Source organism: Shigella sonnei (assembly GCF_002950395.1).
In the GTDB taxonomy this organism is placed as follows: Bacteria; Pseudomonadota; Gammaproteobacteria; order Enterobacterales; family Enterobacteriaceae; genus ECMA0423.
In genome coordinates this window covers 597,752-623,181 of record NZ_CP026802.1, presented here as the reverse complement: position 1 = coordinate 623,181, position 25,430 = coordinate 597,752, and the positions used below count along the sequence as shown (strand labels likewise).

General features: G+C 50.4%; 21 protein-coding genes and 1 pseudogene. 10 read left to right on the top strand and 12 right to left on the bottom strand.

What is annotated here, in order from left to right; all coding sequences use genetic code 11:
• Window positions 1-50 precede the first annotated feature (50 nt).
• The 5 genes and pseudogenes from cdd to preA all read left to right on the top strand — a co-directional run bounded on the left by cdd (window position 51) and on the right by preA (window position 4,707).
• Window positions 51-935 carry a cytidine deaminase gene (gene cdd, locus C1P89_RS03225; RefSeq protein ID WP_000553555.1) on the top strand — a complete coding sequence of 295 codons (885 nt, stop codon included), beginning with the start codon at window positions 51-53 and terminating at the stop codon, window positions 933-935.
• A 149-nt stretch (window positions 936-1,084) separates the two neighbouring features.
• Window positions 1,085-1,804, top strand: coding sequence for an outer membrane permeability protein SanA (sanA, locus tag C1P89_RS03220; RefSeq protein WP_000920066.1), 720 nt, complete (start codon window positions 1,085-1,087; stop codon window positions 1,802-1,804).
• A gap of 2 nt (window positions 1,805-1,806) precedes the next feature.
• The gene (locus C1P89_RS03215) at window positions 1,807-2,046 is read left to right on the top strand and encodes a DUF2542 family protein (protein WP_000383096.1); all 240 of its coding nucleotides are present in this window, start codon (window positions 1,807-1,809) and stop codon (window positions 2,044-2,046) included.
• Window positions 2,047-2,239: 193 nt separating this feature from the next.
• Window positions 2,240-3,478: pseudogene (gene preT / locus C1P89_RS03210) on the top strand (NAD-dependent dihydropyrimidine dehydrogenase subunit PreT).
• Window positions 3,472-4,707, top strand: a complete 1,236-nt coding sequence (preA, locus tag C1P89_RS03205) for an NAD-dependent dihydropyrimidine dehydrogenase subunit PreA (protein WP_000956071.1) — start codon at window positions 3,472-3,474, stop codon at window positions 4,705-4,707. Before preT ends, preA begins: the two are co-directional and overlap by 7 nt.
• Before the next feature lie 126 nt (window positions 4,708-4,833).
• On the opposite strand, the gene mglC is transcribed toward preA, so the two are convergent.
• From mglC to folE, 6 genes are all read right to left on the bottom strand, one after another.
• On the bottom strand, window positions 4,834-5,844 hold the full coding sequence (gene mglC, locus C1P89_RS03200) for a galactose/methyl galactoside ABC transporter permease MglC (protein WP_001275118.1): 1,011 nt from the start codon (window positions 5,842-5,844) through the stop codon (window positions 4,834-4,836).
• Window positions 5,845-5,859: 15 nt separating this feature from the next.
• Window positions 5,860-7,380 carry a galactose/methyl galactoside ABC transporter ATP-binding protein MglA gene (mglA, locus tag C1P89_RS03195; protein ID WP_000255017.1) on the bottom strand — a complete coding sequence of 507 codons (1,521 nt, stop codon included), beginning with the start codon at window positions 7,378-7,380 and terminating at the stop codon, window positions 5,860-5,862.
• A 60-nt stretch (window positions 7,381-7,440) separates the two neighbouring features.
• Entirely contained in the window at window positions 7,441-8,439 is a 999-nt protein-coding gene (gene mglB / locus C1P89_RS03190) for a galactose/glucose ABC transporter substrate-binding protein MglB (RefSeq protein WP_001036964.1), read from the bottom strand.
• Between the two features lie 279 nt (window positions 8,440-8,718).
• Window positions 8,719-9,717 carry an HTH-type transcriptional regulator GalS gene (galS, locus tag C1P89_RS03185; protein WP_000246891.1) on the bottom strand — a complete coding sequence of 333 codons (999 nt, stop codon included), beginning with the start codon at window positions 9,715-9,717 and terminating at the stop codon, window positions 8,719-8,721.
• Between the two features lie 183 nt (window positions 9,718-9,900).
• Window positions 9,901-11,058, bottom strand: a complete 1,158-nt coding sequence (gene yeiB / locus C1P89_RS03180; RefSeq protein ID WP_000440910.1) for a DUF418 domain-containing protein YeiB — start codon at window positions 11,056-11,058, stop codon at window positions 9,901-9,903.
• Between the two features lie 16 nt (window positions 11,059-11,074).
• A complete protein-coding gene (folE, locus tag C1P89_RS03175; protein WP_001139613.1) occupies window positions 11,075-11,743 on the bottom strand; it encodes a GTP cyclohydrolase I FolE in 669 nt (222 codons plus the stop codon).
• Window positions 11,744-12,000: 257 nt separating this feature from the next.
• Between folE and yeiG the strand changes: the two genes are divergently transcribed.
• Entirely contained in the window at window positions 12,001-12,837 is an 837-nt protein-coding gene (yeiG, locus tag C1P89_RS03170; protein WP_000425441.1) for an S-formylglutathione hydrolase, read from the top strand.
• Between the two features lie 31 nt (window positions 12,838-12,868).
• Here yeiG and cirA read toward each other — a convergent pair whose 3' ends face one another.
• The 3 genes from cirA to yieE form a co-directional block, all read right to left on the bottom strand.
• Window positions 12,869-14,860 carry a catecholate siderophore receptor CirA gene (gene cirA, locus C1P89_RS03165; protein WP_000489296.1) on the bottom strand — a complete coding sequence of 664 codons (1,992 nt, stop codon included), beginning with the start codon at window positions 14,858-14,860 and terminating at the stop codon, window positions 12,869-12,871.
• Window positions 14,861-15,151: 291 nt separating this feature from the next.
• A complete protein-coding gene (lysP, locus tag C1P89_RS03160; RefSeq protein WP_000534384.1) occupies window positions 15,152-16,621 on the bottom strand; it encodes a lysine-specific permease in 1,470 nt (489 codons plus the stop codon).
• 204 nt (window positions 16,622-16,825) lie between these two features.
• Entirely contained in the window at window positions 16,826-17,707 is an 882-nt protein-coding gene (yieE, locus tag C1P89_RS03155; RefSeq protein ID WP_000548294.1) for a DNA-binding transcriptional regulator YeiE, read from the bottom strand.
• Window positions 17,708-17,805: 98 nt separating this feature from the next.
• Between yieE and C1P89_RS03150 the strand changes: the two genes are divergently transcribed.
• The 3 genes from C1P89_RS03150 (at window position 17,806) to C1P89_RS03140 (ending at window position 20,878) form a co-directional block, all read left to right on the top strand.
• On the top strand, window positions 17,806-18,855 hold the full coding sequence (locus tag C1P89_RS03150; protein ID WP_000182058.1) for a YeiH family protein: 1,050 nt from the start codon (window positions 17,806-17,808) through the stop codon (window positions 18,853-18,855).
• 73 nt (window positions 18,856-18,928) lie between these two features.
• Window positions 18,929-19,786, top strand: a complete 858-nt coding sequence (gene nfo, locus C1P89_RS03145; RefSeq protein WP_000873890.1) for a deoxyribonuclease IV — start codon at window positions 18,929-18,931, stop codon at window positions 19,784-19,786.
• A gap of 3 nt (window positions 19,787-19,789) precedes the next feature.
• A complete protein-coding gene (locus C1P89_RS03140; RefSeq protein ID WP_000999819.1) occupies window positions 19,790-20,878 on the top strand; it encodes a sugar kinase in 1,089 nt (362 codons plus the stop codon).
• A 55-nt stretch (window positions 20,879-20,933) separates the two neighbouring features.
• On the opposite strand, the gene C1P89_RS03135 is transcribed toward C1P89_RS03140, so the two are convergent.
• Together C1P89_RS03135 and rihB are read right to left on the bottom strand one after the other, a co-directional pair.
• Window positions 20,934-22,184, bottom strand: coding sequence for a NupC/NupG family nucleoside CNT transporter (locus C1P89_RS03135; protein WP_000382943.1), 1,251 nt, complete (start codon window positions 22,182-22,184; stop codon window positions 20,934-20,936).
• Window positions 22,185-22,283: 99 nt separating this feature from the next.
• Window positions 22,284-23,225 (bottom strand): ribosylpyrimidine nucleosidase, encoded by a 942-nt coding sequence (gene rihB / locus C1P89_RS03130; RefSeq protein WP_000415433.1) that lies wholly within the window; start codon window positions 23,223-23,225, stop codon window positions 22,284-22,286.
• A gap of 129 nt (window positions 23,226-23,354) precedes the next feature.
• Between rihB and C1P89_RS03125 the strand changes: the two genes are divergently transcribed.
• Entirely contained in the window at window positions 23,355-24,053 is a 699-nt protein-coding gene (locus C1P89_RS03125) for a transcriptional regulator YeiL (protein ID WP_000658575.1), read from the top strand.
• A gap of 66 nt (window positions 24,054-24,119) precedes the next feature.
• Here C1P89_RS03125 and C1P89_RS03120 read toward each other — a convergent pair whose 3' ends face one another.
• Window positions 24,120-25,370, bottom strand: a complete 1,251-nt coding sequence (locus tag C1P89_RS03120; protein WP_000353871.1) for a NupC/NupG family nucleoside CNT transporter — start codon at window positions 25,368-25,370, stop codon at window positions 24,120-24,122.
• Window positions 25,371-25,430 lie beyond the last annotated feature (60 nt).

Sequence of the window (25,430 nt, the reverse complement as noted above, 5' to 3'; positions counted from 1 at the left end):
ATAACGGGTTCGTAAACTGTTATCCCATTACATGATTATGAGGCAACGCCATGCATCCACGTTTTCAAACCGCTTTTGCCCAACTTGCGGATAACTTGCAATCTGCACTGGAACCTATTCTGGCAGACAAGTACTTCCCCGCTTTGTTGACCGGGGAGCAAGTCTCATCGCTGAAGAGCGCAACGGGGCTGGACGAAGACGCGCTGGCATTCGCACTACTTCCACTGGCGGCGGCCTGTGCGCGTACGCCATTGTCGAATTTTAATGTTGGCGCAATTGCGCGCGGTGTGAGCGGAACCTGGTATTTCGGTGCCAATATGGAATTTATTGGTGCAACAATGCAGCAAACCGTTCATGCCGAACAAAGCGCGATCAGCCACGCCTGGTTGAGTGGTGAAAAAGCGCTTGCAGCCATCACCGTTAACTATACGCCTTGTGGTCACTGCCGTCAGTTTATGAATGAACTGAACAGCGGTCTGGATCTGCGTATTCATCTGCCGGGCCGCGAGGCACACGCGCTGCGTGACTATCTGCCGGATGCCTTTGGGCCGAAAGATCTGGAGATTAAAACGCTGCTGATGGACGAACAGGATCACGGCTATGCGCTGACGGGTGATGCGCTTTCTCAGGCAGCGATTGCGGCGGCAAACCGTTCGCACATGCCTTACAGTAAGTCGCCAAGCGGTGTCGCGCTGGAATGTAAAGACGGTCGTATTTTCAGCGGCAGCTACGCTGAAAACGCCGCATTCAACCCGACTCTGCCACCGTTGCAGGGGGCGTTAATTCTGTTGAATCTCAAGGGTTATGATTACCCGGATATCCAGCGCGCGGTTCTGGCAGAAAAAGCCGATGCGCCGTTGATTCAGTGGGATGCCACCTCCGCAACGCTGAAAGCTCTCGGCTGTCACAGTATCGACCGCGTGCTTCTCGCTTAAGCCTGGTGCCGGATGCGGCGTGAACGCCTTGTCCGGCTTGCCAGCCCTCTCCTGGTGTCGAAATTCCCGGCAAACAGTTTGCCGTTTCTTGCGCAAAACCAGCGGGTAAAGTAGCCTGATGGAAATTTTCCTTAGATCGAGTCTCCTGCATGTTAAAGCGCGTGTTCCTCAGCCTGTTAGTCCTGATCGGCTTGCTGCTGTTGACTGTGCTCGGCCTCGATCGCTGGATGAGCTGGAAAACCGCGCCTTATATCTACGACGAATTGCAGGATCTCCCCTACCGCCAGGTCGGCGTGGTGCTCGGCACAGCAAAATATTATCGTACTGGCGTAATTAATCAGTATTATCGCTACCGCATTCAAGGAGCGATTAATGCCTATAACAGCGGTAAGGTAAATTATCTATTACTGAGCGGCGATAACGCATTGCAAAGTTATAATGAGCCGATGACCATGCGCAAAGATTTAATCGCTGCTGGTGTCGACCCATCAGATATTGTTCTCGATTACGCAGGCTTTCGTACGCTGGATTCCATCGTGCGTACACGCAAAGTGTTCGATACTAATGATTTCATTATTATCACCCAACGTTTCCACTGTGAGCGGGCATTATTTATTGCGCTGCATATGGGGATTCAGGCTCAGTGTTATGCCGTACCGTCACCGAAAGATATGCTGTCAGTACGTATTCGCGAATTTGCCGCCCGTTTCGGTGCGCTGGCTGACCTTTATATTTTTAGACGTGAACCGCGTTTTTTAGGGCCGCTGGTCCCTATTCCGGCTATGCACCAGGTGCCGGAAGATGCGCAGGGGTATCCCGCCGTCACACCCGAACAGTTACTTGAATTACAAAAGAAACAAGGAAAGTAGTTATGGATGTACAGCAGTTTTTTGTCGTTGCCGTTTTTTTCCTTATCCCGATATTTTGTTTCCGCGAAGCATGGAAAGGCTGGCGCGCAGGCGCGATTGATAAACGGGTTAAAAATGCACCGGAACCGGTGTATGTCTGGCGAGCAAAAAATCCCGGACTCTTTTTCGCTTATATGGTGGCATATATCGGCTTCGGAATTTTATCTATCGGCATGATTGTTTATCTTATTTTCTATCGTTAATATTTTCTCTTTTCTGTTAATTATTGAGAATAATTATTACTTCACTCAATAAGCTGCGGATATAACATTCTGAACCGCAGCTATTTGTGAATCCTTTCACAGTTTAAATTTCCCCACACGCTTAGCCTTAATATCAGCACGCAATATTTATTTAGCGTTCGCCTTAATTACTCATAGCATTAAGGAAGATCACATGCCGCAACAAAATTATCTGGATGAACTCACTCCGGCTTTTACGCCTTTACTGGCGATTAAAGAAGCCTCTCGCTGTTTATTATGTCATGACGCTCCCTGTAGTCAGGCTTGCCCGGCACAGACCGATCCGGGGAAATTTATTCGCTCAATCTACTTTCGTAATTTTAAAGGCGCTGCCGAGACAATTCGCGAAAATAATGCCCTCGGTGCCGTTTGTGCCAGAGTGTGCCCGACGGAGAAATTATGCCAAAGCGGTTGTACCCGTGCCGGTGTTGATGCTCCCATTGATATCGGCCGCTTACAGCGTTTTGTTACTGATTTTGAACAACAAACCGGGATGGAAATTTATCAGCCCGGTACTAAAACGCTCGGCAAAGTCGCGATTATTGGCGCAGGTCCTGCCGGATTGCAGGCCAGTGTGACACTGACAAACCAGGGTTATGACGTCACGATCTATGAGAAAGAAGCACAACCCGGTGGCTGATTGCGTAACGGCATTCCGCAATTCCGGTTACCGCAATCAGTACTGGATGCAGAGATCGCCCGTATTGAAAAAATGGGCGTGACCATTAAGTGCAACAACGAAGTCGGTAACACACTCACCCTTGAGCAGCTGAAAGCAGAAAACCGCGCGGTACTGGTCACCGTGGGGTTATCAAGCGGTTCCGGGCTACCGCTGTTTGAGCATAGTGACGTTGAGATTGCCGTCGACTTCTTGCAACGTGCACGACAGGCGCAAGGCGATATCAGCATTCCACAAAGCGCATTAATTATCGGCGGCGGTGATGTCGCGATGGACGTAGCCAGCACGCTGAAAGTTCTCGGCTGTCAGGCGGTAACTTGCGTAGCGCGTGAAGAGTTAGATGAGTTTCCGGCAAGCGAAAAAGAGTTTACCAGCGCCCGGGAGCTGGGCGTTTCGATCATCGATGGATTCACGCCAGTAGCCGTGGAAGGCAATAAAGTCACGTTTAAGCATGTACGGTTATCGGGCGAACTGACGATGGCGGCAGATAAAATTATTCTCGCCGTCGGTCAGCATGCCAGACTAGATGCCTTTGCGGAGTTAGAGCCGCAGCGTAACACCATCAAAACACAAAATTACCAGACCCGCGACCCGCAAGTCTTTGCTGCTGGCGATATTGTTGAGGGAGACAAAACCGTGGTCTATGCCGTGAAAACCGGGAAAGAAGCCGCCGAGGCGATTCATCACTATTTAGAGGGAGCTTGCTCATGTTAACGAAAGATCTTTCGATTACTTTTTGCGGCGTGAAGTTTCCCAACCCGTTCTGCCTCTCTTCTTCGCCGGTAGGCAACTGCTATGAGATGTGTGCCAAAGCCTACGACACAGGTTGGGGCGGTGTGGTGTTTAAAACGATCGGCTTTTTTATCGCCAACGAAGTCTCGCCGCGTTTTGATCATCTGGTGAAAGAAGATACCGGTTTTATCGGCTTCAAAAATATGGAGCAGATTGCCGAGCATCCGCTGGAGGAGAATCTGGCCGCCCTGCGTCGGCTGAAAGAAGATTACCCGGACAAAGTATTGATCGCTTCGATCATGGGGGAAAATGAGCAGCAATGGGAGGAGCTGGCGCGCCTGGTGCAAGAAGCTGGCGCGGATATGATCGAGTGTAACTTCTCCTGTCCGCAAATGACTTCTCATGCGATGGGTAGCGATGTCGGGCAAAGCCCGGAGCTGGTAGAAAAATATTGTCGGGCAGTGAAACGGGGTTCCACGCTGCCAATGCTGGCGAAGATGACGCCGAATATCGGTGATATGTGCGAAGTGGCGCTGGCGGCGAAGCGCGGCGGCGCAGATGGCATTGCGGCGATTAACACCGTTAAATCCATCACCAATATCGATCTTAATCAGAAAATCGGTATGCCGATCGTTAACGGAAAATCAAGTATTTCCGGATATTCCGGTAAAGCGGTAAAACCGATCGCCCTGCGCTTCATTCAGCAAATGCGCACCCATCCAGAACTGCGCGATTTCCCAATCAGCGGTATCGGCGGCATTGAAACCTGGGAGGATGCGGCGGAGTTTTTATTGCTCGGCGCAGCAACGTTACAGGTCACCACCGGCATTATGCAGTACGGCTATCGCATCGTAGAAGATATGGCGAGCGGGTTATCGCATTATCTCGCCGATCAGGGATTTGATTCGTTGCAGGAGATGGTAGGTCTGGCGAATAACAATATTGTCCCGGCGGAAGATTTAGACCGCAGTTATATTGTCTATCCCCGTATCAATCTTGACAAATGTGTTGGCTGTGGACGCTGTTATATTTCCTGTTACGACGGCGGTCACCAGGCGATGGAATGGAGCGAGAAAACCCGCACACCGCATTGTAATACCGAGAAATGTGTGGGTTGTCTGCTTTGTGGTCACGTCTGCCCGGTGGGTTGTATTGAGCTCGGGGAAGTGAAGTTTAAGAAAGGCGAGAAAGAACACCCGGTAACGTTGTAGAACCCGCGTCACATCCGGCATTTGGTTCCTGTTGCCGGATGCGGCGTGAACGCCTTATCCGGCCTACAAAACCACACAGATCATGATGTTATGTGCGTTTATGACCGAATGCGGACCACATTCACATCATTTCTTACGCGCGTATTTCAGTGAATCCAGCGCTACGGCGAAGATAATAATCGCCCCTTTGATGATGTACTGCCAGTATGGGTTTACGCCGATATACGTCAGGCCATAGTTGATGACGGTAAAAATAATCACCCCGGTCACCACGCCAATCACCGTCCCCACACCGCCGCTGAACGATACACCGCCTACCACGCACGCCGCGATAGCATCCAGCTCATACATAAAGCCGAGGTTGTTGGTGGCAGAGCCGATACGTCCGGCTTCTAACATCCCGCCAAAGGCATAGAACACGCCAGACAACGCGTAGATCATCAGCAGGTTCAGGCCGACGTTGACACCAGATACTTTTGCCGCTTCCGGGTTACCGCCAATGGCAAAAATGTTCTTACCGAAGCGGGTTTTGTTCCACAACACCCAGACGAACGCCACCGCAATCAACGCGTAGAAGGTGATGTAAGAGAGACGGAAACTCCCCAGCGCGACAAAGCCCTGAGCAAAGGTAGAGAAGCCACTGTCAAAACCAGAAATTGGCGACGCCCCGACAAAGTCGTAATAGAGCGAGTTGATGCCATAGACGATGATCATCGTGCCGAGCGTGGTAATGAACGGCGTCACGTTGAGATAAGCGATAATCAGACCGTTGATCAAACCGATCACCGCACCAATGGCACAGACAATCAGAATAACCAGCGCAATCGGCATCGTCGCCATTTCCGGGAACACTTTGTTGGCGTTATCCATGGACTGCAATAATGTCGCAGCCACCACTGCCGCCAGCCCTACCTGACGACCAGCAGAAAGATCGGTCCCCTGGGTGACAATTAACCCTGCCACACCGAGCGCGATAATAATACGCACCGATGACTGGGTGAGAATATTACTTAAGTTCAACAGACTTAAAAATGTTGGGTCCTGGAAAATAATAATCGCCAGCAAAACTAAAAGAACGACGTAAATACCGCCCTCTTTCAGGTAAGTAAGAAAACTTTTCTTATTTAACGCACTCATGGGAAGCCCCTAATCTTAAAGGTGCAAAGACGCAAGACGCAGAATTTCGTTTTGCGTTGTTGTTTTTGTATCGACAATTCCGGAAACGAGACCATTGCTCATGACCAGAATACGGTCTGTTATCCCTAACAACTCAGGCATTTCAGAGGAGATAATAATAATCCCCTTGCCTTTCTTCGCCAGTTCGGCAATTAACTGATAAATTTCAAACTTCGCCCCGACATCAATACCGCGCGTCGGTTCATCGAGCATTAATATTTCTGGTTGCGTTAGTAGCCAGCGACCAATAATCACCTTTTGCTGATTACCACCGGAGAGCGAACCAATTTGCGTCCGATGACCCGGCGTTTTTACCCGCATCGAATCAATCACCCACTGGGTATCGCTTTTCATCCGCGAGTTATCCAGTAAACCAACTTTATTTTTGTAGTTGCGAATATTGGAAATTAACGAGTTAAAACCAATATCCAGATAGGCATAAATTCCCGTTGAGCGGCGCTCCTCAGTTACCAGTGCAAATCCGTGGTTTATGGCTTCGTTGGCATTATGGTTATTGATCTGTTTGCCGTGCAACGTAATGGTGCCAGCCGATTTCTCGCGAATACCAAATAACGTCTCAACAATATCGGTACGTTTCGCCCCCACCAGCCCGGCAATACCGAGGATCTCCCCTTTATGCAGATCAAACGAGACATCGCGAATCGACGGCTGGCGCAGTGACGTTAGGTTACGCACCTCGAGGATGACTTCGCCCGGCTTGTTTTCTTTGTCAGGAAAACGCTGATTAAGAGAACGCCCAACCATCATGGCGATGATCTTGTCCATCGTCAGTCCTGCCAGCGGTTCGGTGGCGATCCACTGACCGTCGCGCAATACGGTAACTTCATCACATAACTGGAAGATTTCTTCCATTTTATGCGAGATATAAACAATACCGCAGCCGCGCTCTTTTAATTTACGAATAATAGTGAACAGATGATTGACCTCTTTTTCGGTTAACGAAGAAGTCGGTTCATCCATAATCACAATTTTCGCGTTATAGGAAAACGCTTTGGCGATTTCGATCATCTGCATTTGCGAAACGGATAATGTGCCGACGCGCGCACGCGGATCGATATCAATATCCAGTTCATCAAAAATCGCTTTGGTTTCGCGGTACATTTTGTCCTGATCGACAAACATGCCTTTGGTGGGATATCGCCCCAGCCACATGTTATCCATCACCGAACGTTGTAATACCAGGTTTAACTCCTGGTGTACCATCGAAATACCATTTTCCAGTGCCTCTTTGGCGGAATGGAAATCGATCTCTTTACCCTGGAATAAAATGGTGCCGGAGTCTTTTTGATAAATACCAAACAGGCATTTTAATAATGTCGATTTTCCTGCACCGTTTTCCCCCATTAATGCATGGATAGAATGTGGCCGGAATTTTAAATTAACGTTATCAAGTGCCTTAACACCAGGAAAGGACTTGTTGATACCGCTCATTTCCAACAAGTATTCCCCGGAAGACGGAGTCGTTGAGCTGACCATATAATTTTACCTTGTTGGCCATACAATAAGGGCGCAGTAAACGACTGCGCCCAATCAGTCTTATTTCTTGCTGAATTCAGCCAGGTTGTCTTTATCTACGCCAACATAAGGTACGCGGACCACTTTGTTGTCGATTTTCCAGTTGGTGCCATCAGCCGCACCTTTGCCATCGGCCAGGTTTTTCGCCAGATCAAAGGTCGCTTTCGCCTGGTTGTTAGCATCGTTCAGTACTGTGCCCGCCAGTGCACCGGATTTCACCAGCGCCAGCGCTTCTGGCAGCGCATCGACGCCAAACACCGGAATGCTGGACTTGTTGTGTGCTTTCAGTGCTTCTACCGCGCCCATTGCCATCGCATCGTTGTTGGCGATAACCACTTCGATTTTGTTGGCGTTCGGGCCAGACAGCCAGGCGTCCATCTTATCTTTCGCCTGAGCGGTGTCCCACATTGCGGTATCTAACTGTAACTGTTCAGTTTTGATGCCTTTATCGTTCAATTCTTTAATCACGTAAGTGGTACGTGCTTCTGCATCCGGATGGCCCGGTTCACCTTTCAGCAGTACGAACTGAATCTGACCGTCTTTGTTCAGATCCCAACCCTGATTCGCCGCCCAGTGTTTAGCAATCAAATCGCCCTGAATAATGCCGGACTCTTTGGAGTCAGTGCCAACGTAGTAGGCTTTGTCGTAGCTATCCAGCGCCTTACGAGACGGTTCTTTGTTGAAGAAAACCACCGGCACGTTTTGCCCACGCGCTTTCTCAATCACCGTACCCGCAGCTGCCGGGTCAACCAGGTTGATTGCCAGTGCCTTCACCCCTTTCGCCAGCAATACGTCGATCTGATCGTTCTGCTTGGACTGGTCATTCTGAGAATCATTCATCAGCAGCTGAACATCTGGCGCGGCTTTCGCATCTTGCTCAATAGCCTTGCGCACTACAGACATAAAGTTATCGTCGTACTTATAGATTGTTACACCAATGCGAGTATCAGCAGCGTGTGCAGCGGCACCGAATAACATGCTGGCCATCACAGCAGACAGGGTTAACACCTTCTTATTCATGGTATCTCCGGTTTTTCTTATGCAGGGTAGTGCTTGAGATAAATGCTCGGCGGGGCAGTAGAGTTAATGAAGTGTTACTGAACGCCGAAGCTCACTTTTTTAAATTCGTTCTTCCATGCCCGGTAACGCTCCAGAAAACGGCTTTAATTGTTGTTATGACGCTATTACCTCGGTGAAAGTGATTATTCACTGTTACATACGGGTTACAACGTTAAAACGGTGCAATCATAGCTATCACATTGTTAAGATACTGTGAAATCACTCACAGATTGAAAGCGGTTACATCGCCTGATTTGTTGAGTTAGTGATCGCCGCCGCATTCTGGCGCGTTGCGACAGAATGGCGACGCACTAACGTCGGCATAAAACAGTGGCTGGCACGAGGATCAATATTGCCTGCTGCCCCCTGCAAGGCCAGTTCGGTGGCTAATTTAGCCATTGAAGCAATGGGATAACGCACGGTCGTTAATTGCGGGTCGGTGTAACGGGCGATGGGAATATCATCGAAACCGATGATTGAGAGATGTAACGGAATCGCAATGCCATTATCTTTTAATGCTGTCAGTGCGCCAGCGGCCATATTGTCGTTATAAGCAAATATAGCGGTAAGTTGTAGATTGCGCCCCAGCAGTTCAACCATCGCCGCCTCACCGCCCGGCATGTCCGGCGTACCAGTGCCAATCCAGCTTTCCGGCGGAATAATATCCTGCTCTTTCAACGCACTCATCCAGCCTGCTTTACGCATGGCGTCATCTTCAATGCCGTGACTGGAAGAAAGATAACCAATACGTTGATGACCGTTATTCAGCAACATGCGCGTCGCCATTCGGGCACCGCTGAGATTATCCAGGCAAACGCAACGATGGGCGTACCCCGGCACAACGCGGTTGATTAACACCATACCGGGAATGTTATCCATAAATTGCGCCAGTTCATCGTCACTCAATGCTTTTGAGTGAACAATCAACGCATTACAACGCTGGCGAATTAACACCTCAATGGCGTGACGCTCTTTTTCCGCTTCATGATAGCTATTGCCGATTAGCACGTATTTCTGATGCTGCTGAGCGACTAGATCCACCGCTTTTACCAGCGCGCCGAAAAACGCATCAGAAACGTCCATCACCACCACGCCAATGGTGTCGCTAACCTGAGTTGCCAGCGCCTGGGCATTGGCGTTTGGCCGATAATCCAGCTCACTCACGGCTTTCATTACTGCTTCACGCGTGTCGGCACTGACCAGCGTGCTGTTATTGAGCACCCGGGAAACCGTTGCCACAGAGACGCCAGCCTAACGCGCTACATCACGAATGGTGATCATATTCACTACCTGTTATGAGATTGCAGTAAATGACTGCTTGCTGGCGGCTATTTTGTCAGCACTGAATACAGGACTTCGTGAATCGAGTCACAGCAATGGAAACGGTTACAGCCGTTTTGTTAACGAATGTGATCCAGATCGTTATCTTGATGTTTTAGATATTGCCGTTCCGGCAGCACGCAAAGTTAACTGACGCCAGAGCCATTCCACCGGCCCCTGGCGGAAGTAACGCAGCCAGATAACAGAGAAGAGGATATTCGCCAGCCATACCGGAATAACAAACGCCAGCAGCTCCAGGCGGTCAAAATGCATAAACAAACCGAGGTGGTAAAAAAGCATGGTACAAATCAGCGTTTGCAATAGATAGTTGGTCAGCGCCATCCGTCCGACGCAGGCGATCGCAAGCACCAGCTTAAAGCGGCTCAATTGCGGCCAGAAGCCATAAAACAGCGACGCATAGCCAATCGCCTGAAACGGCGCACTCAGTTCCCGCGGCATTTGAAGTAAGAAGGCACACCAGCGATACGCCCAGTCCAGCTGCCATTGCAGGGCGATGGCAGGAAGGTTAATGGTCACCCCAATCGCCACCAGCACAAAACCAGTACGACGATAGTGACGTAAGCTGAACTGCCCTTTCAGCCAGCCGCTGCGCATCAGCGCCGCACCAATGAGCATCATCCCTGCCAGTTGCCAGCCATACTGTGCGCCCAGTGCCAGTAAACTGTTGCCAACACCATCGGCACGATTACTGATCGCTTCAACGCCGCCGTGAAGCTTCCAGTATTTTTCATACAAAATAGCCGATGCATCCGGCGTCCAGGTGCGGCTGGTCTGGCTGTCGGAAATCAGCCCCAATAACAGCAAAACGCCAAGCCCCACCAGATAAAGCATGACGCCTGTATTAAACAGGCTTTTTACCGATGGCGCATCGCGCACCAGCCGCCAGCAGATTAAGCCCACCAGCCCGTAAGCCAGCAGAATATCGCCGTCCCAGAACAATAAACCGTGAATAAAACCCAGCAAGACTAACAGCGTTAACCGCGACTGGATCCAGCGTCTGCCACGGGGCAGCAACATTTGCAGGCCCGCACCAAACAGCAGCGCAAAAAGCGTGAGGAATTTCACCTGGCCGATGAGATCGAGAAATGCCCAGGTCCATGCATCCTGCGGCGTAATAGCGCCGTACCAGGCGGGATTGAGATAAGCCGCCTTTGGTAGCCCAAAGGCGCTGATGTTTAATAGCAGGATCCCCAGAATGGCGACGCCGCGAACAAAATCGAGCGTTACGTTGCGCTCCATGGTTCCTGCCTTTTAATCAGTTGTGATGACGCACAGCGCGCAGAAACTCGTGGCGCGTATTCTGACTGGATTTGAACAATCCACCAAGAGAGGTCGTTGTTGTGGCACTGGTTGCATCGCGGATGCCACGCGCTTTCACGCAGTAATGCACCGCATCAATGGAGACAGCCACGTTATTGGTGCCCAGCAGCGTTTGTAGCGCAATAAGAATTTGCTGCGTCAGACGTTCCTGCACCTGCGGACGCTGGGCAAAGAACTGCACGATACGGTTAATTTTTGACAGACCGATCACCGAATCTTTCGGGATATAAGCCACCGTCGCTTTGCCATCGATGGTAACAAAATGGTGTTCACAGGTACTGGTCAGAGTGATATCGCGCACGGTGACCATTTCATCGACCTTCATTTTGTTTTCAATGAGGGTGATTTTCGGGAAGTTGGCGTAATCCAGACCGGAGAAAATTTCATCGACATACATTTTAGCGATGCGATGCGGCGTTTCCATCAAACTGTCATCAGCCAGGTCGAGATTCAGCAGCTGCATGATTTCGGTCATATGACCAGCAATAAGGCTTTTGCGCGTTTCGTTATCCATTTCATGCACGGGCGGGCGCAGCGGTGTTTCCAGTCCTCGCGCAACTAACGCTTCATGAACCAGGGCCGCTTCTTTACTGAGTGATGGCATTTATGATTTCTCCTGCAGGTGTGACGCCTCCGCCCTGCGTGGGGGCAAAGTTATTAAGCTGATTTACAGCCTGATTATTGTGCGTGAGGCGGCGCACATAATCCAGTATTCACAGCGATAATTATTGTAATTGCCGCTGACTTTCATCAGCAGATGTTAAAACATCGTTATGCAAATACGGAAGTGAAAGTTACTCACAGCACATTGAATAAACGGTATGATGAAGAAATTGCAAACAACACAACAAGGAGCCACGCATGGAAATGCTCGAAGAGCACCGCTGTTTTGAAGGCTGGCAGCAACGCTGGCGACACGACTCCAGTACCTTAAACTGCCCGATGACGTTCAGTATCTTTCTCCCACCCCCTCGTGATCACACCCCGCCACCAGTGCTGTACTGGCTTTCCGGATTAACCTGCAATGACGAGAACTTCACCACCAAGGCGGGTGCCCAGCGCGTGGCGGCAGAACTGGGGATTGTACTGGTGATGCCAGACACCAGCCCGCGCGGCGAAAAGGTTGCCAACGACGATGGCTACGATTTAGGCCAGGGCGCAGGCTTTTATCTTAATGCCACGCAACCGCCGTGGGCGACGCATTACCGGATGTATGATTATCTGCGCGATGAATTACCGGCGCTGGTTCAGTCGCAATTTAATGTCAGCGACCGCTGCGCCATTAGCGGTCACTCAATGGGTGGTCACGGTGCGCTGATTATGGCGCTGAAAAATCCGGGTAAATACACCAGCGTTTCGGCCTTTGCGCCAATTGTGAATCCGTGCAGCGTCCCGTGGGGAATCAAAGCGTTTAGCACCTATTTAGGTGAGGACAAAAATGCATGGCTGGAATGGGATAGTTGCGCGCTGATGTATGCCAGTAACGCGCAGGATGCGATCCCGACGCTTATCGATCAGGGCGATAATGATCAGTTTCTTGCCGACCAGTTGCAACCTGCGGTATTGGCAGAAGCCGCGCGCCAGAAAGCGTGGCCGATGACGCTGCGTATTCAGCCGGGATATGATCACAGTTACTACTTCATCGCCTCTTTTATAGAGGATCACCTGCGCTTCCATGCGCAGTATTTACTGAAGTGAAAGTCCGCCCGGTTCGCCGGGCATCTTCTCATCAGAAGCGATAATCCACTGCCATAAAGTAACGACGTCCGTCTTCGTTATAGCTGTAGTCGTCACGACTGAGATCCTTGTCGCCAAGGTTCAGCACGCCTGCGCGCAGTTTGACGTCTTTAGTCACCTGCCAGGCCGCGCCGGTATTCCAGATGGTATAACCGCCCGGTGTTTTAGCCGTCGCGCTGTCGGCGCGTTTCTGCCCGGTATAGTGACCAGAAACATAGAATGACCAGTCTTCCAGCGCCAGCGGTTTCCAGTCCAGCGTACCGTTAGCAGTATGGAACGGCAGATCGGATAGCGGTTTGTTTTCGCCGTTGCTGACATCACGACCATCGTTGTAGGTGTAGTTGATCGACAGTTTCCATTCATCGTTGAACGGAATTTTCAGTTCGGTTTCCACGCCCTGAATACGAGCTTTGTTAACGTTGTAGTAGCTAAATACCGGTATGCGCCGTCCGTTAGCGCCCGTCTCAAAACCAACAAAGTTTTGGTAGCCCGGTGCAGCGTTGACGTCAGACGTACGGCTGATGCTGATACGATCTTTCACATCGTTACGGAAAACGGTAACGCTGGATTCAACCCCTTCCAGCCAGCCTTCTTCACCCATGTAGTAAAGCCCCAGCTCCCAACTTTCGCTGGTTTCTGGTTTCAGATCCGGGCTACCCACAATCTTACATGCGCCACGGCAGGAATTGCTCGTCCAGTCAGGGCTAAGTTGCAACAGAGAAGGTGCTTTAAATGCCGTCGCCCAGCCCCCTTTCACCGTTACGGTGTCGGTGGCGTTATAAACCAGGTAGGCACGCGGACTCCAGTGTTCACCGTAGGTTTCGTGATCGTCCATACGCACGCCGGTCGTCAGCGCCAGCGGCTCGAAGATCCGCCATTCATCTTCCACAAACAGCGCGTACTGGCTGGCAGACGTTTTGGAGCTGGTTCCCCCGGTCAGGTTCACCGCATCGCTAAGTTTGTCGTGACGCCATTCACCGCCAACCGTGAGAAACTGATTAATCGCCGTCAGCGGCAACGTGTATTTGCCGTCGACCGTATTGCTTTCGGAAGTTATCGGGCTGCTGTTGCCAGGGTTTTTGTTCTCGACTTTCTCACCGTAGTATTTCAGTTCGCTGGTGCCGTAATCCCAACGCCCATTATGGCTGACGGAGTAGTTCTGGCGTTCCAGGCGGTTTTTGTCCAGCGAGTCGGAATCACGATCCTGACGGTCGAAACCGTATCCGGCAGTAAAATCGTGATTTTGATTCGGTGTCCAGGCAAATTCGACATTGCCGTCGCGGCTGGAGAATCCTTCAATACGCGGCGTTTCTCCGGTATCGGTGGTCGTTGAGTTTTGCGGGTCATCCTTTTCACGTTTTGCCAGGCTGCCGTAAGCTTTCATTCCCAGCACACCATCAATTAATGGTCCACTGGTAAAGAACTGACCGTTATAGGTATCACCGCGATCGCGATGTTCCTGAATGGTGGTATCGACGGTAACGGTACCCGACCATTTCTGACCGATTTTTTTGGTGATGATATTCACTACACCGCCGAGCGCATCGGAACCGTACAGCGACGACATCGGGCCACGGACCACTTCAATACGTTCGATGGAATCGACCGGGATCCAGTTCAGATCGAAATCATTGTGGCGGAAGACGGCATTGCGGGAGTTCACGCGTTTACCGTCGACGAGAATCAGGGTATAGCTGCTGTCCAGACCACGAATACTAACGCCCTTACGGTTATCCCCTTCGTTCGTCAGTTGTACGCCAGGCACTTCTTTGAGGACATCCTTCAGATTCTGTACCGGTTTTCGCTGCAGATCTTCCTGGGTAATGACGCTGATACTGGCGGGTGCATCTTTAAGGTTTTGTTCAACGGAAGATGCAGTGACAACCATCGTTTCGCCATCGTCATCGACCGCTAACACAGGCCATACACAAGAAATAGCGGACAAACACAGCCCGACCCGTACGAAAGGGTTCAACCTAAACATTCCATATCTCCATGAGGTAACTACGAAAATAAAATGGGTATCGCTCACATCTTCTTTACGTCCCCTTGCGTACGGCAGCATCGCGGTGGACTTATTTGTATGCAGGTGATCATCCCAGAAAGCCGGACCAGCCTCTGATTTGTCAGCCTTTTTTGATTGTAGCGTAACGATAATGCAAACGATAACAGTTATCAATCCAAATGTTAAATTTTATATCCGCATGATTTGTCAGGGAAATGGAATTGAAAAAGCCCTCTCGGTTGAGAGGGCTTAGCAAGGAAGGGAGGAAACTTATTTCTTATCGTTCTGCGGGAACTTCATTTCGCTGTAGCGTACGAAGTGAGTTCCTTTAATCAGCTTGTAGCCGAACCAAATAATCAGGAACAGCGGGATACCAATATACGTTGCCGCTACGCCGCCCCAGTCAATGGTATCTTTCAGGAACGCTTCGTAGTTCTGGCCCAAAGTGATAATCAGACACAGAATGAATGCGAAGATCGGCCCCAGTGGGAAGAAACCTGAACGGTACGGCAGATCGTTAATGTCGTGTCCCTGCAATACGTAACCGCGACGGAAGCGATAGTGGCTAATGGCAATCCCCAGCCAGGCGATAAAACCCGTCATCCCGGAGGTGTTCAGCAGCCACAGGTATACCGTCTGGTTGCCAAACATGGAGGTCAGGAAGCACAAACCGGCAATCACCGTCGTCGCATACAGCGCATTACGCGGCACGCCACCACGCGACAATTTAGCGAAAATGCGCGGCGCTTTACCGTCACACGCCAGGGTGTACAGCATACGAGTAGACGCATACATACCGGAGTTACCTGCTGACAGCACCGCCGTCAGAATAACTGCGTTCATCACCGCCGCCGCAGAGAGCAGACCCGCGTGCTGGAACACCAAGGTGAACGGACTGACGCTGATGTCTTTAACATCGTTACGCAGCAGGCTCGGATCGGTATACGGAATAATCAGGCTGATAATCAGGATCGCGAACACATAGAACAACAGGATTCGCCAGAATACCTGACGTACCGCGCGTGGAATGTTTTTCGCCGGATCTTCGGACTCGCCTGCAGCAATACCGATCAGCTCGGTTCCCTGGAAAGAGAAGCCGACAATCATAGCTACGCCGATCATCGCCGCAAAACCACCAGCAAACGGCGCTTCGCCGATTGTCCAGTTGCTCCAGCCCGCAGGCTGCGCGCCTTTGAAGATACCGATAATCATCAGCACGCCAACGATGATAAAGACAATAACTGTCGTGACTTTGATCAGTGAAAACCAGTATTCCGCTTCACCAAAGCCACGAACTGAGATGTAGTTCAGCAGGAAGATAACGCCGAGGAACAACGCACTCCAGATCCAGCCCGGTGTATCCGGGAACCACCAGCTCATGACCAGCTGTGCTGCAACCAAGTCAACGGCAATAGTCACCGCCCAGTTGTACCAGTAGTTCCAGCCCAGCGCGAAGCCAAAGCCTTCTTCAACATAGTTCTGACCGTAAGTGGCAAACGAACCGGAAACCGGCATATATGCAGCCAATTCACCGAGACTGGTCATCAGGAAGTAAACCATCAGGCCAATCAGCATATACGAGAGCAATGCCCCGCCCGGACCTGCCTGAGAAATCGTTGCGCCAGAGGCAACAAAAAGACCTGTACCGATGGAACCGCCAATGGCAATCATCGTCAGGTGACGCGCCTTTAATTCACGGCGTAAGCCCGGCGCTTCTGTAGTTTTAGTTTCGGAACCCATACAAAAATGCTATCCATCTTAAAAATGAGGCGCGATTGTAGCAGACGATTGGCAATCCTTCCGGCAGAAATACACGGTTATAAGACACCTTCATGATCGCCCAGGGATTATAAGTAAAGCAGCCAATCTCTTTTCTGGCGAATGCATGCTGAGGGCGCTGCGTCACGAAATCGACACAGCACCAGCATGTTCTTGTACAGCACCTTAACGCGGTACATTCGCGGGATCGCAATAGTCCAGAAAGCGCCGTAGCGCGTTGGAAAGGTGTTTTTGCCGATGATGTATACGCCACAACGTACGCATCAGGCGCGGGAGAGGGACCGCAACTTCACTTAATGTGCCTGCCTGCAATTGATCTTCAATCACACGTCGCGACAGGCAACTAATTCCCAACCCATGACGCACCGCATGTTTGATTGCCTCGGAGTTACCTAATTCCATCGCCATCTCAAACTTCGGTAAATGTGACAGCAACAGATAATCGACAATCTCCCGCGTGCCGGAACCGCGTTCACGCAGGATCCACGGCGCAGCGGCCAGCTGTTCTAAGGTGACCGGACCACGAGCCAACGGCGAAGTCGGCGCGGCGAAAACCACCAGCTCGTCTTCCAGCCACGGTTCAGAAATGATTTCAGTGCTGTGGCACGGTCCTTCAATAAAGCCAATATCAACGCGGAAATCCAGCACCGCTTGCATCACGTCCTGGCTGTTCCCAACGCTAAGTTCAATCGGCAACTGCGGATAATCATGGCGATAACGGGCGATAACTGCAGGCAGAATGTAGTTACCGATGGTACTACTGGCATAGATACGAATCGCGCCGTTGTCTTCGCGAAACAGTTGTTCGATTTCAACCGCCTGTTCAAGCAATGCCAACGCACGCGGATAGAGCAGCCGCCCGTGTTCATTAACAACCAGTCTTTTCCCCACGCGATCAAACAGTTGCACGCCAAGCTGCCCTTCCAGGTCGGTCAAGGCTGCGCTCACTGCTGATTGCGACAACGCCAGCATCACCGACGCCTGGGTGGTTGATCCACTTTTCAATACTTCTGCAAAAACTTCCAACTGCCGGAGGGTGATGTGCATAGTCGCTTACCACTTATAAAGATTAATTATAAATATATAATCAATTTTATTTTTAAACCAGTTAGTCGTAACCTTATGCCCGGTTAAAGGAGAGGGTTATGACGAATATCACCTTACAGAAACAACATCGTACACTGTGGCATTTTATTCCGGGGTTAGCCCTGAGTGCAGTTATCACCGGGGTCGCCCTGTGGGGTGGTTCCATTCCCGCGGTTGCGGGTGCCGGGTTTAGTGCCCTCACCCTCGCAATCTTGTTGGGGATGGTTTTAGGCAACACCATCTATCCGCACATCTGGAAAAGCTGTGACGGTGGTGTGCTGTTTGCCAAGCAATATTTATTACGTCTGGGTATCATTCTTTATGGCTTCCGTCTGACGTTCTCGCAAATTGCCGATGTCGGTATCAGTGGGATCATCATTGACGTGTTGACGCTGTCCAGTACCTTCCTGCTGGCTTGCTTCCTGGGGCAGAAAGTGTTTGGTCTGGATAAGCACACCAGCTGGTTGATCGGTGCCGGTAGCAGTATCTGTGGTGCTGCCGCGGTACTGGCGACTGAGTCGGTAGTGAAAGCGGAAGCCAGTAAAGTAACCGTGGCTGTTGCAACCGTTGTTATCTTCGGGACCGTCGCGATTTTCCTCTACCCGGCGATATATCCGCTGATGTCTCAATGGTTTAGTCCGGAAACTTTCGGTATCTACATTGGTTCTACTGTGCACGAAGTGGCGCAGGTGGTGGCGGCAGGTCATGCCATCAGCCCGGATGCGGAAAACGCAGCAGTTATTTCCAAAATGCTGCGCGTGATGATGCTGGCTCCGTTCCTCATCCTGCTGGCGGCGCGTGTTAAACAGCTGTCTGGGGCGAACAGCGGCGAGAAAAGCAAAATCACTATTCCGTGGTTTGCCATCTTGTTCATCGTCGTTGCCATCTTTAACTCGTTCCACCTGTTACCGCAGAGCGTGGTGAACATGCTGGTAACGCTGGATACCTTCCTGCTGGCAATGGCGATGGCGGCGCTGGGTCTGACCACTCACGTCAGCGCGCTGAAAAAAGCTGGGGCGAAACCTCTGCTGATGGCACTGGTACTGTTTGCCTGGCTGATTGTTGGTGGTGGTGCGATTAACTATGTGATTCAAAGCGTCATCGCATAAACCACTACATCTTGCTCCTGTTAACCCGCTATCATTACCGTTTTCCTCCAGCGGGTTTAACAGGAGTCCTCGCATGAAATACATTGGAGCGCACGTTAGTGCTGCTGGCGGTCTGGCAAATGCCGCAATTCGCGCCGCCGAAATCGACGCAACCGCGTTTGCCTTGTTCACCAAAAACCAACGTCAGTGGCGTGCCGCACCGCTCACGACGCAAACCATCGATGAATTCAAAGCCGCCTGTGAAAAATATCACTACACATCGGCGCAAATTCTTCCCCACGACAGTTATCTGATTAACCTCGGACATCCGGTCACTGAAGCTCTGGAAAAATCGCGCGATGCCTTTATAGATGAAATGCAGCGTTGCGAACAACTGGGGCTTTCTTTGCTCAACTTCCACCCTGGCAGCCATCTGATGCAGATTTCAGAAGAGGATTGCCTTGCGCGTATTGCCGAATCCATCAACATTGCGCTGGATAAAACTCAAGGTGTAACAGCGGTGATTGAAAACACCGCCGGTCAGGGCAGTAACTTAGGGTTTAAATTCGAACATCTCGCGGCGATTATCGACGGCGTGGAAGATAAATCCCGCGTCGGCGTCTGCATTGATACCTGCCATGCTTTCGCTGCCGGGTATGATTTGCGTACTCCAGCCGAATGCGAAAAAACGTTCGCTGATTTTGCCCGTATTGTCGGCTTTAAGTATCTGCGCGGGATGCACCTTAACGATGCGAAAAGTACCTTTGGCAGCCGCGTTGACCGCCATCATAGCCTCGGTGAAGGCAATATCGGTCATGATGCGTTCCGCTGGATCATGCAAGACGACCGTTTCGACGGCATTCCGCTGATCCTTGAAACCATCAACCCGGATATCTGGGCAGAAGAGATCGCCTGGCTGAAAGCGCAACAAACTGAAAAAGCGGTGGCCTGATCGATGAACGACAGGGAAAAGCAGATTCTTAAAATTTTACGGCGTAACCCGCTGATTCAACAGAATGAAATCGCCGATATTCTGCAAATCAGCCGCTCACGTGTTGCCGCTCATATTATGGATTTGATGCGCAAGGGTTTGATTAAAGGCAAAGGATATATCCTTACCGAGCAGGATTACTGTGTGGTTGTGGGTGCAATCAATATGGATATTCGCGGAATGGCGGATATCCGTTACCCGCAAGCAGCCTCTCATCCAGGTTCTGTTCACTGTTCCGCAGGCGGCGTCGGACGTAATATCGCGCATAACCTGGCTCTGCTTGGTCGGGATGTGCATTTAATATCAGCTATTGGCAACGATTTTTACGGCGAGACATTACTGGAAGAAACGCGCCGCGCGGGCGTGAACGTTTCAAACTGCATTCGTCTGCATGGACACAGCACTGCAACTTATCTCGCTATCGCTAATAAGCAGGAAGAAACTATCCTGGCAATCAATGACACACATATTCTGCAACAGCTAACGCCTCAACTGCTCAATACTTCACGGGACTTGATTCGCCATGCTGGTGTGGTGCTGGCTGATTGTAATCTCACACCTGAAGCCCTGGAGTGGGTCTTTACCATTGCTGATGAAATTCCGATGTTTGTCGATACCGTTTCCGAATTTAAAGCGAACAAAGTAAAAAACTGGTACAGCCGGATCCACACTCTGAAACCAACACAAAATGAACTGGAAATTTTGTGGGGGCAACCGATTAAAGACGACAACGATCGCATCAGAGCTGTAAATTCGCTGCATCAACAAGGTGTTAAACGCATTTTTGTTTATCTGAAAGATGAATCTGTATTTTGCAGCGATAAGGATGGAGAACAATTTTTGCTGACCGCGCCAGCGCATACGACAGTAGACAGTTTTGGTGCTGACGATGGTTTTATGGCGGGCCTGGTATATAGCTTTCTTGAAGGATACAGTTTCCGCGACAGCGCCCGTTTTGCGGTAGCCTGCGCGGCAATTTCGCGCGCCAGCGGCAGCTTAAACAACCCTACCCTGTCTGCCGATAACGCGCTTTCATTAGTGCCAATGGTGTAACAATGTTGCCGGATTCGACGCTTGACCGCATCTTATCCGGCTCATAAATTGCGCACTACGCTAAACCAATAAAGAATCCTGCAATAGTAGCACTCATCAGGTTAGAAAGTGTCGCCGCCGCCAGCGCGCGTAAACCAAGTTGGGCGATTTCCGGCGCACGGTGTGGCGCAACCGCAGAAAACGCCCCCACCACCACCCCGATAGAACCAAAGTTAGCGAAACCGCACAACGCGAAAGAAATAATCGCCACGGTTTTAGCATCCAGAGTGCCACCCGTTTGCAGATATGGCGAGAAATTGAGATAAGCGACAAATTCATTGATCGCCAGCTTCTGCCCAATCAAACTCCCGGCAAGATTTGCATCACTCCAGTCAACCCCCATCACCCACGCCAATGGGGCCAACAGGTAACCTAAAATCGACTCCAGCGAAGCATGTTCAAAACCAAACCAGCCGCCAACACCGCCGATAATACCGTTAATCAACGCAATTATTGCAACAAATGCCATAACAACTGTCGCTACACCGGCGGCGATTTTCAGCCCGGTCATTGCCCCTGTCGCAGCGGCTTCAATAATGCTTTTTGGCGGTGTTTCGGTGAAAGAGAGGTTATTAAAAGAAACCTGTGAAGATTCCGTAGCCGGGCTTAACAGGCGGGCAAACAAGATCCCGCCAGGGATCGCCATTAACGATGCCGCCAGCAAATATTCCACAGGTACGCCCAGTGCGGCGTAACCAATCATTGTCGAACCAGCAATCGAGGCCATGCCACTACAAATCGCTGTAAATAATTCATTGCGATTCAGACGATCGATAAAGGGTTTGACGATCGCCGGAATTTCGTTTTGCCCGAGGAAAATGGTGGTGACCGCGACGAATGACTCGATCTTGCTGATATTTAAAGCTTTCTGGAAGATACCGCCGAGAATGCGAATTAAGATCCCCATCACACCGATGTAGTAGAGAATACTCACCAGTGCAGTGACGAAGATAATTGCCGGTAATACCCTGAAACCAAAGATAAATCCTGCGCCATCAAATAAGGTATCCATTTTCGGTCCGACCAGAGAACCGAAGATAAATGCGCTACCTGCGTCGCTGTACGCCATCACTTTGTGGACGCCAAAAGCGACTTTTTCTGCGACCCAACGCCCTGGCGGTAACCAAAGCATAATCCCGCCAATCACGACCTGTAACACTAACGCCGCGCCAACGGTACGCAGGCTGATCTTCTTCTTGTTTACTGACAGTAAAAACGCAATTGCCAGCAGTACCACCATTCCCAGAACACTTCTCATGACATCCATAGTGATTATCTCTTCATGTCATTTTGGGCGACGGCTTTCTGCCCATCAGAAATAGCCGGGCCTGCATCTTGCGATACTGTCCCGGCTTGTTATCAACACTTAATGGGTTTTTATGTAGCCGCGTACGCACTCTTCGACTAATCCCCAGAACCAGTCGGTATCAATAGTGATGCCGACTTTAGTATTGGCGGGCTTGCCAAGAACGCCCAGCTCGTCGCAGACGGTACGCCCATAGCAAGGGCCACTGTTGACGTCCACTTCGACGTACATCTCCTGGGTTTTAATGCCATCAGGGTTAATCAGATAACCGATGCAGGTGGCGTCGTGCACCGGGCCGCCAGCCAGGCCGTAGTTTTCGAACTGCGTTTTGAGAGTGAAGTTCATGATGTCGCTGAACATCTCTCCGGCAGGGCCGCCTGCCCTTTCCATTCGTGCAATTACGTCCGGGGTGCAAACGGTCTGGTTGGTAAGATCGAGGCCCATCATCACTAATGGAACGCCGGAGGTGAACACCACGCGTGCGGCTTCCGGGTCGGCAAAGATATTGAACTCGGCAGATGGGGTGAAGTTGCCTGTACCGTAAGCGCCGCCCATTAGCACAATTTCACGGATTTTGGGCAGGATTGCGGGTTGCATACGCATTGCCACCGCGATATTTGAAAGCGGACCAACCGGCACCAGAGTGATATCGCCATCGCTTGCCATAAGGGTATCAATGATGTATTTCACCGCGTGGGTACTTTCTGCCTGGCGGGTCAGCGGCTCGAATACCGGGCCATCCAGTCCGGTTTCACCGTGAATATTATCGGCAACGATTTGTTGACGCATAATGGGTTGCGGCATCCCCGCATAAACCGGAACATTAATCTCCAGTTTCTGGCAAACATTCAGGCCATTAATTAATGTTTTATCAAGCGTCTGATTACCCGCAACAATGGTGATACCTAATAAATCAATCGCCGGATGTTTCGCCGCCATCATTATAGCAATAGCATCATCATGACCCGGATCACAATCCAGAATAATTTTTCTCTTTTCCATTGTTTATTTCCTCTGTTTCCAGTTGCGTTATTTTTTCTACAGCAACGAAATTTCGATCGGGCCGATGATTGAATCTTAACAACAGCGTACGAATGCTAAATATGAGAAATCTCATAGCGGATAAACATCGTGAAAGAAATCCACAATAATGATCTTAAGCAGCAATTGATGAGTGAATCCGCGTTTAAGGATTGCTTTTTAACGGATGTTTCAGCCGATACGCGGCTGTTTCATTTTTTAGCGCGTGACTACATTGTGCAGGAAGGGCAACAGCCGTCCTGGCTGTTTTACCTGACGCGAGGCCGCGCCAGGCTTTACGCCACGCTAGCTAATGGTCGCGTGTCGCTGATCGATTTCTTTGCCGCCCCCTGTTTTATTGGCGAGATTGAGTTAATCGACAAAGACCATGAACCGCGTGCGGTGCAGGCTATTGAAGAGTGTTGGTGCCTTGCGCTCCCTATGAAACATTACCGCCCGCTGTTATTAAACGACACGCTATTTTTACGAAAACTCTGCGTCACCTTAAGTCATAAAAATTATCGTAATATTGTTTCTTTAACTCAGAATCAATCATTTCCGTTAGTGAATCGCCTGGCAGCATTTATATTACTCTCGCAGGAAGGTGATCTTTATCACGAAAAGCATACGCAAGCGGCAGAGTATTTAGGCGTTTCTTATCGACATCTTTTATATGTTCTCGCGCAATTCATTCACGACGGTTTATTAATTAAAAGCAAGAAAGGGTATCTAATTAAAAACAGAAAGCAGTTGTCAGGACTGGCGCTGGAGATGGACCCGGAGAATAAATTCTCCGGGATGATGCAGTAAAAATTATTGGCAATAGCACGATTGCCGGATGCAACGCTTAATAAGGCGTACATCCGGCAATGAAACTCAAGCTAAACCAATAAAGAACCCGGCAATGGTCGCGCTCATCAGGTTGGAAAGCGTCGCCGCCGCCAGCGCCCGTAAACCAAGCTGGGCGATTTCCGGCGCGCGTTTTGGCGAAATAGCCGAAAACGCTCCAACGACAACACCGATAGAACCAAAGTTTGCAAACCCACAGAGGGCGAACGAGATAATGGCAATGGTCTTGACATCCAGCGTGCCGCTCGTTTGCAGATAGGGCGAGAAATTGAGATAAGCAACAAACTCATTAATCGCCAGTTTCTGCCCAATCAAACTTCCGGCAAGATTTGCATCACTCCAGTCCACCCCCATAATCCATGCCAACGGGGCCAGCACATAGCCGAAAATGCTTTCCAGAGAGACATTGGCAAAACCAAACCAGCCGCCAACTCCACCAATAATGCCGTTGATCAGCGCAATGATCGCTACAAATGCCATTACCACCGTCGCCACACCGGCGGCGATTTTCAGCCCGGTCATTGCACCGTTCGCCGCAGCTTCAATAATGCTTTTTGGCGGTGTTTCGCTAAACGACAGATTTTCAAACGTAACTTGCGAAGGTTCCGTCGCCGGACTAAGAATACGTGCAAACAGGATACCGCCAGGAATAGCCATCAGCGAAGCGGCTAACAAATAGTCAATCGGCACGCCCATTCCGGCATAGCCAATCATCATCGAACCCGCAATAGACGCCATGCCGCTACAAATAGCCGTAAATAGCTCGTTGCGATTCATGCGATCAATAAAAGGTTTAACGATCGCCGGGATCTCATTTTGCCCGAGGAAAATAGTGGTGACTGCGACAAAAGATTCGATTTTGCTGATGTTGAGGGCTTTCTGAAAAATACTGCCAAGAATACGAATCAGCAGCCCCATTACGCCAATGTAGTACAGCAAGCTGATAAGCGCGGTAACGAAAATAATCGCCGGGAGTACGCGAAAGGCGAAGATAAAGCCCGCACCGTCAAACAGAACATCCATTTTGGGACCGACCAGCGAACCAAAAATAAAGGCACTTCCTGCGTCACTGTAGGACATCACTTTATGGACGCCTAATGCCGCCTGCTCTACTGCCCATTTTCCCGGGGGAAAATAGAGCATGATGCCACCAATGGCAATTTGCAGCAGCAGCGCAGCGCCAACCGTGCGCAAGCTGATGCTCTTTTTATTTACCGACAACACAAAGGCAATTGCCAGCAATACCACCATCCCCGCAACACTTCTCATTATATCCATAATGATTTTCCCTTCATGCCAGTAAACCCGGCGTCAGCGCCAGGTTTTGGTATGTTTGAT

Excerpts from the sequence above, each read along its gene's own strand:
- C1P89_RS03135 (WP_000382943.1), bottom strand. The coding sequence starts at position 22,184 with ATGGATGTCATGAGAAGTGTTCTGGGAATGGTGGTACTGCTGGCAATT.
- sanA (WP_000920066.1), top strand. The coding sequence starts at position 1,085 with ATGTTAAAGCGCGTGTTCCTCAGCCTGTTAGTCCTGATCGGCTTGCTG.
- C1P89_RS03150 (WP_000182058.1), top strand. The coding sequence starts at position 17,806 with ATGACGAATATCACCTTACAGAAACAACATCGTACACTGTGGCATTTT.
- C1P89_RS03120 (WP_000353871.1), bottom strand. The coding sequence starts at position 25,370 with ATGGATATAATGAGAAGTGTTGCGGGGATGGTGGTATTGCTGGCAATT.
- rihB (WP_000415433.1), bottom strand. The coding sequence starts at position 23,225 with ATGGAAAAGAGAAAAATTATTCTGGATTGTGATCCGGGTCATGATGAT.
- mglC (WP_001275118.1), bottom strand. The coding sequence starts at position 5,844 with ATGAGTGCGTTAAATAAGAAAAGTTTTCTTACTTACCTGAAAGAGGGC.
- yeiB (WP_000440910.1), bottom strand. The coding sequence starts at position 11,058 with ATGGAGCGCAACGTAACGCTCGATTTTGTTCGCGGCGTCGCCATTCTG.
- yeiG (WP_000425441.1), top strand. The coding sequence starts at position 12,001 with ATGGAAATGCTCGAAGAGCACCGCTGTTTTGAAGGCTGGCAGCAACGC.
- mglB (WP_001036964.1), bottom strand. The coding sequence starts at position 8,439 with ATGAATAAGAAGGTGTTAACCCTGTCTGCTGTGATGGCCAGCATGTTA.
- preA (WP_000956071.1), top strand. The coding sequence starts at position 3,472 with ATGTTAACGAAAGATCTTTCGATTACTTTTTGCGGCGTGAAGTTTCCC.
- C1P89_RS03140 (WP_000999819.1), top strand. The coding sequence starts at position 19,790 with ATGAACGACAGGGAAAAGCAGATTCTTAAAATTTTACGGCGTAACCCG.
- C1P89_RS03215 (WP_000383096.1), top strand. The coding sequence starts at position 1,807 with ATGGATGTACAGCAGTTTTTTGTCGTTGCCGTTTTTTTCCTTATCCCG.
- yieE (WP_000548294.1), bottom strand. The coding sequence starts at position 17,707 with ATGCACATCACCCTCCGGCAGTTGGAAGTTTTTGCAGAAGTATTGAAA.
- cdd (WP_000553555.1), top strand. The coding sequence starts at position 51 with ATGCATCCACGTTTTCAAACCGCTTTTGCCCAACTTGCGGATAACTTG.
- cirA (WP_000489296.1), bottom strand. The coding sequence starts at position 14,860 with ATGTTTAGGTTGAACCCTTTCGTACGGGTCGGGCTGTGTTTGTCCGCT.
- lysP (WP_000534384.1), bottom strand. The coding sequence starts at position 16,621 with ATGGGTTCCGAAACTAAAACTACAGAAGCGCCGGGCTTACGCCGTGAA.
- nfo (WP_000873890.1), top strand. The coding sequence starts at position 18,929 with ATGAAATACATTGGAGCGCACGTTAGTGCTGCTGGCGGTCTGGCAAAT.
- folE (WP_001139613.1), bottom strand. The coding sequence starts at position 11,743 with ATGCCATCACTCAGTAAAGAAGCGGCCCTGGTTCATGAAGCGTTAGTT.
- mglA (WP_000255017.1), bottom strand. The coding sequence starts at position 7,380 with ATGGTCAGCTCAACGACTCCGTCTTCCGGGGAATACTTGTTGGAAATG.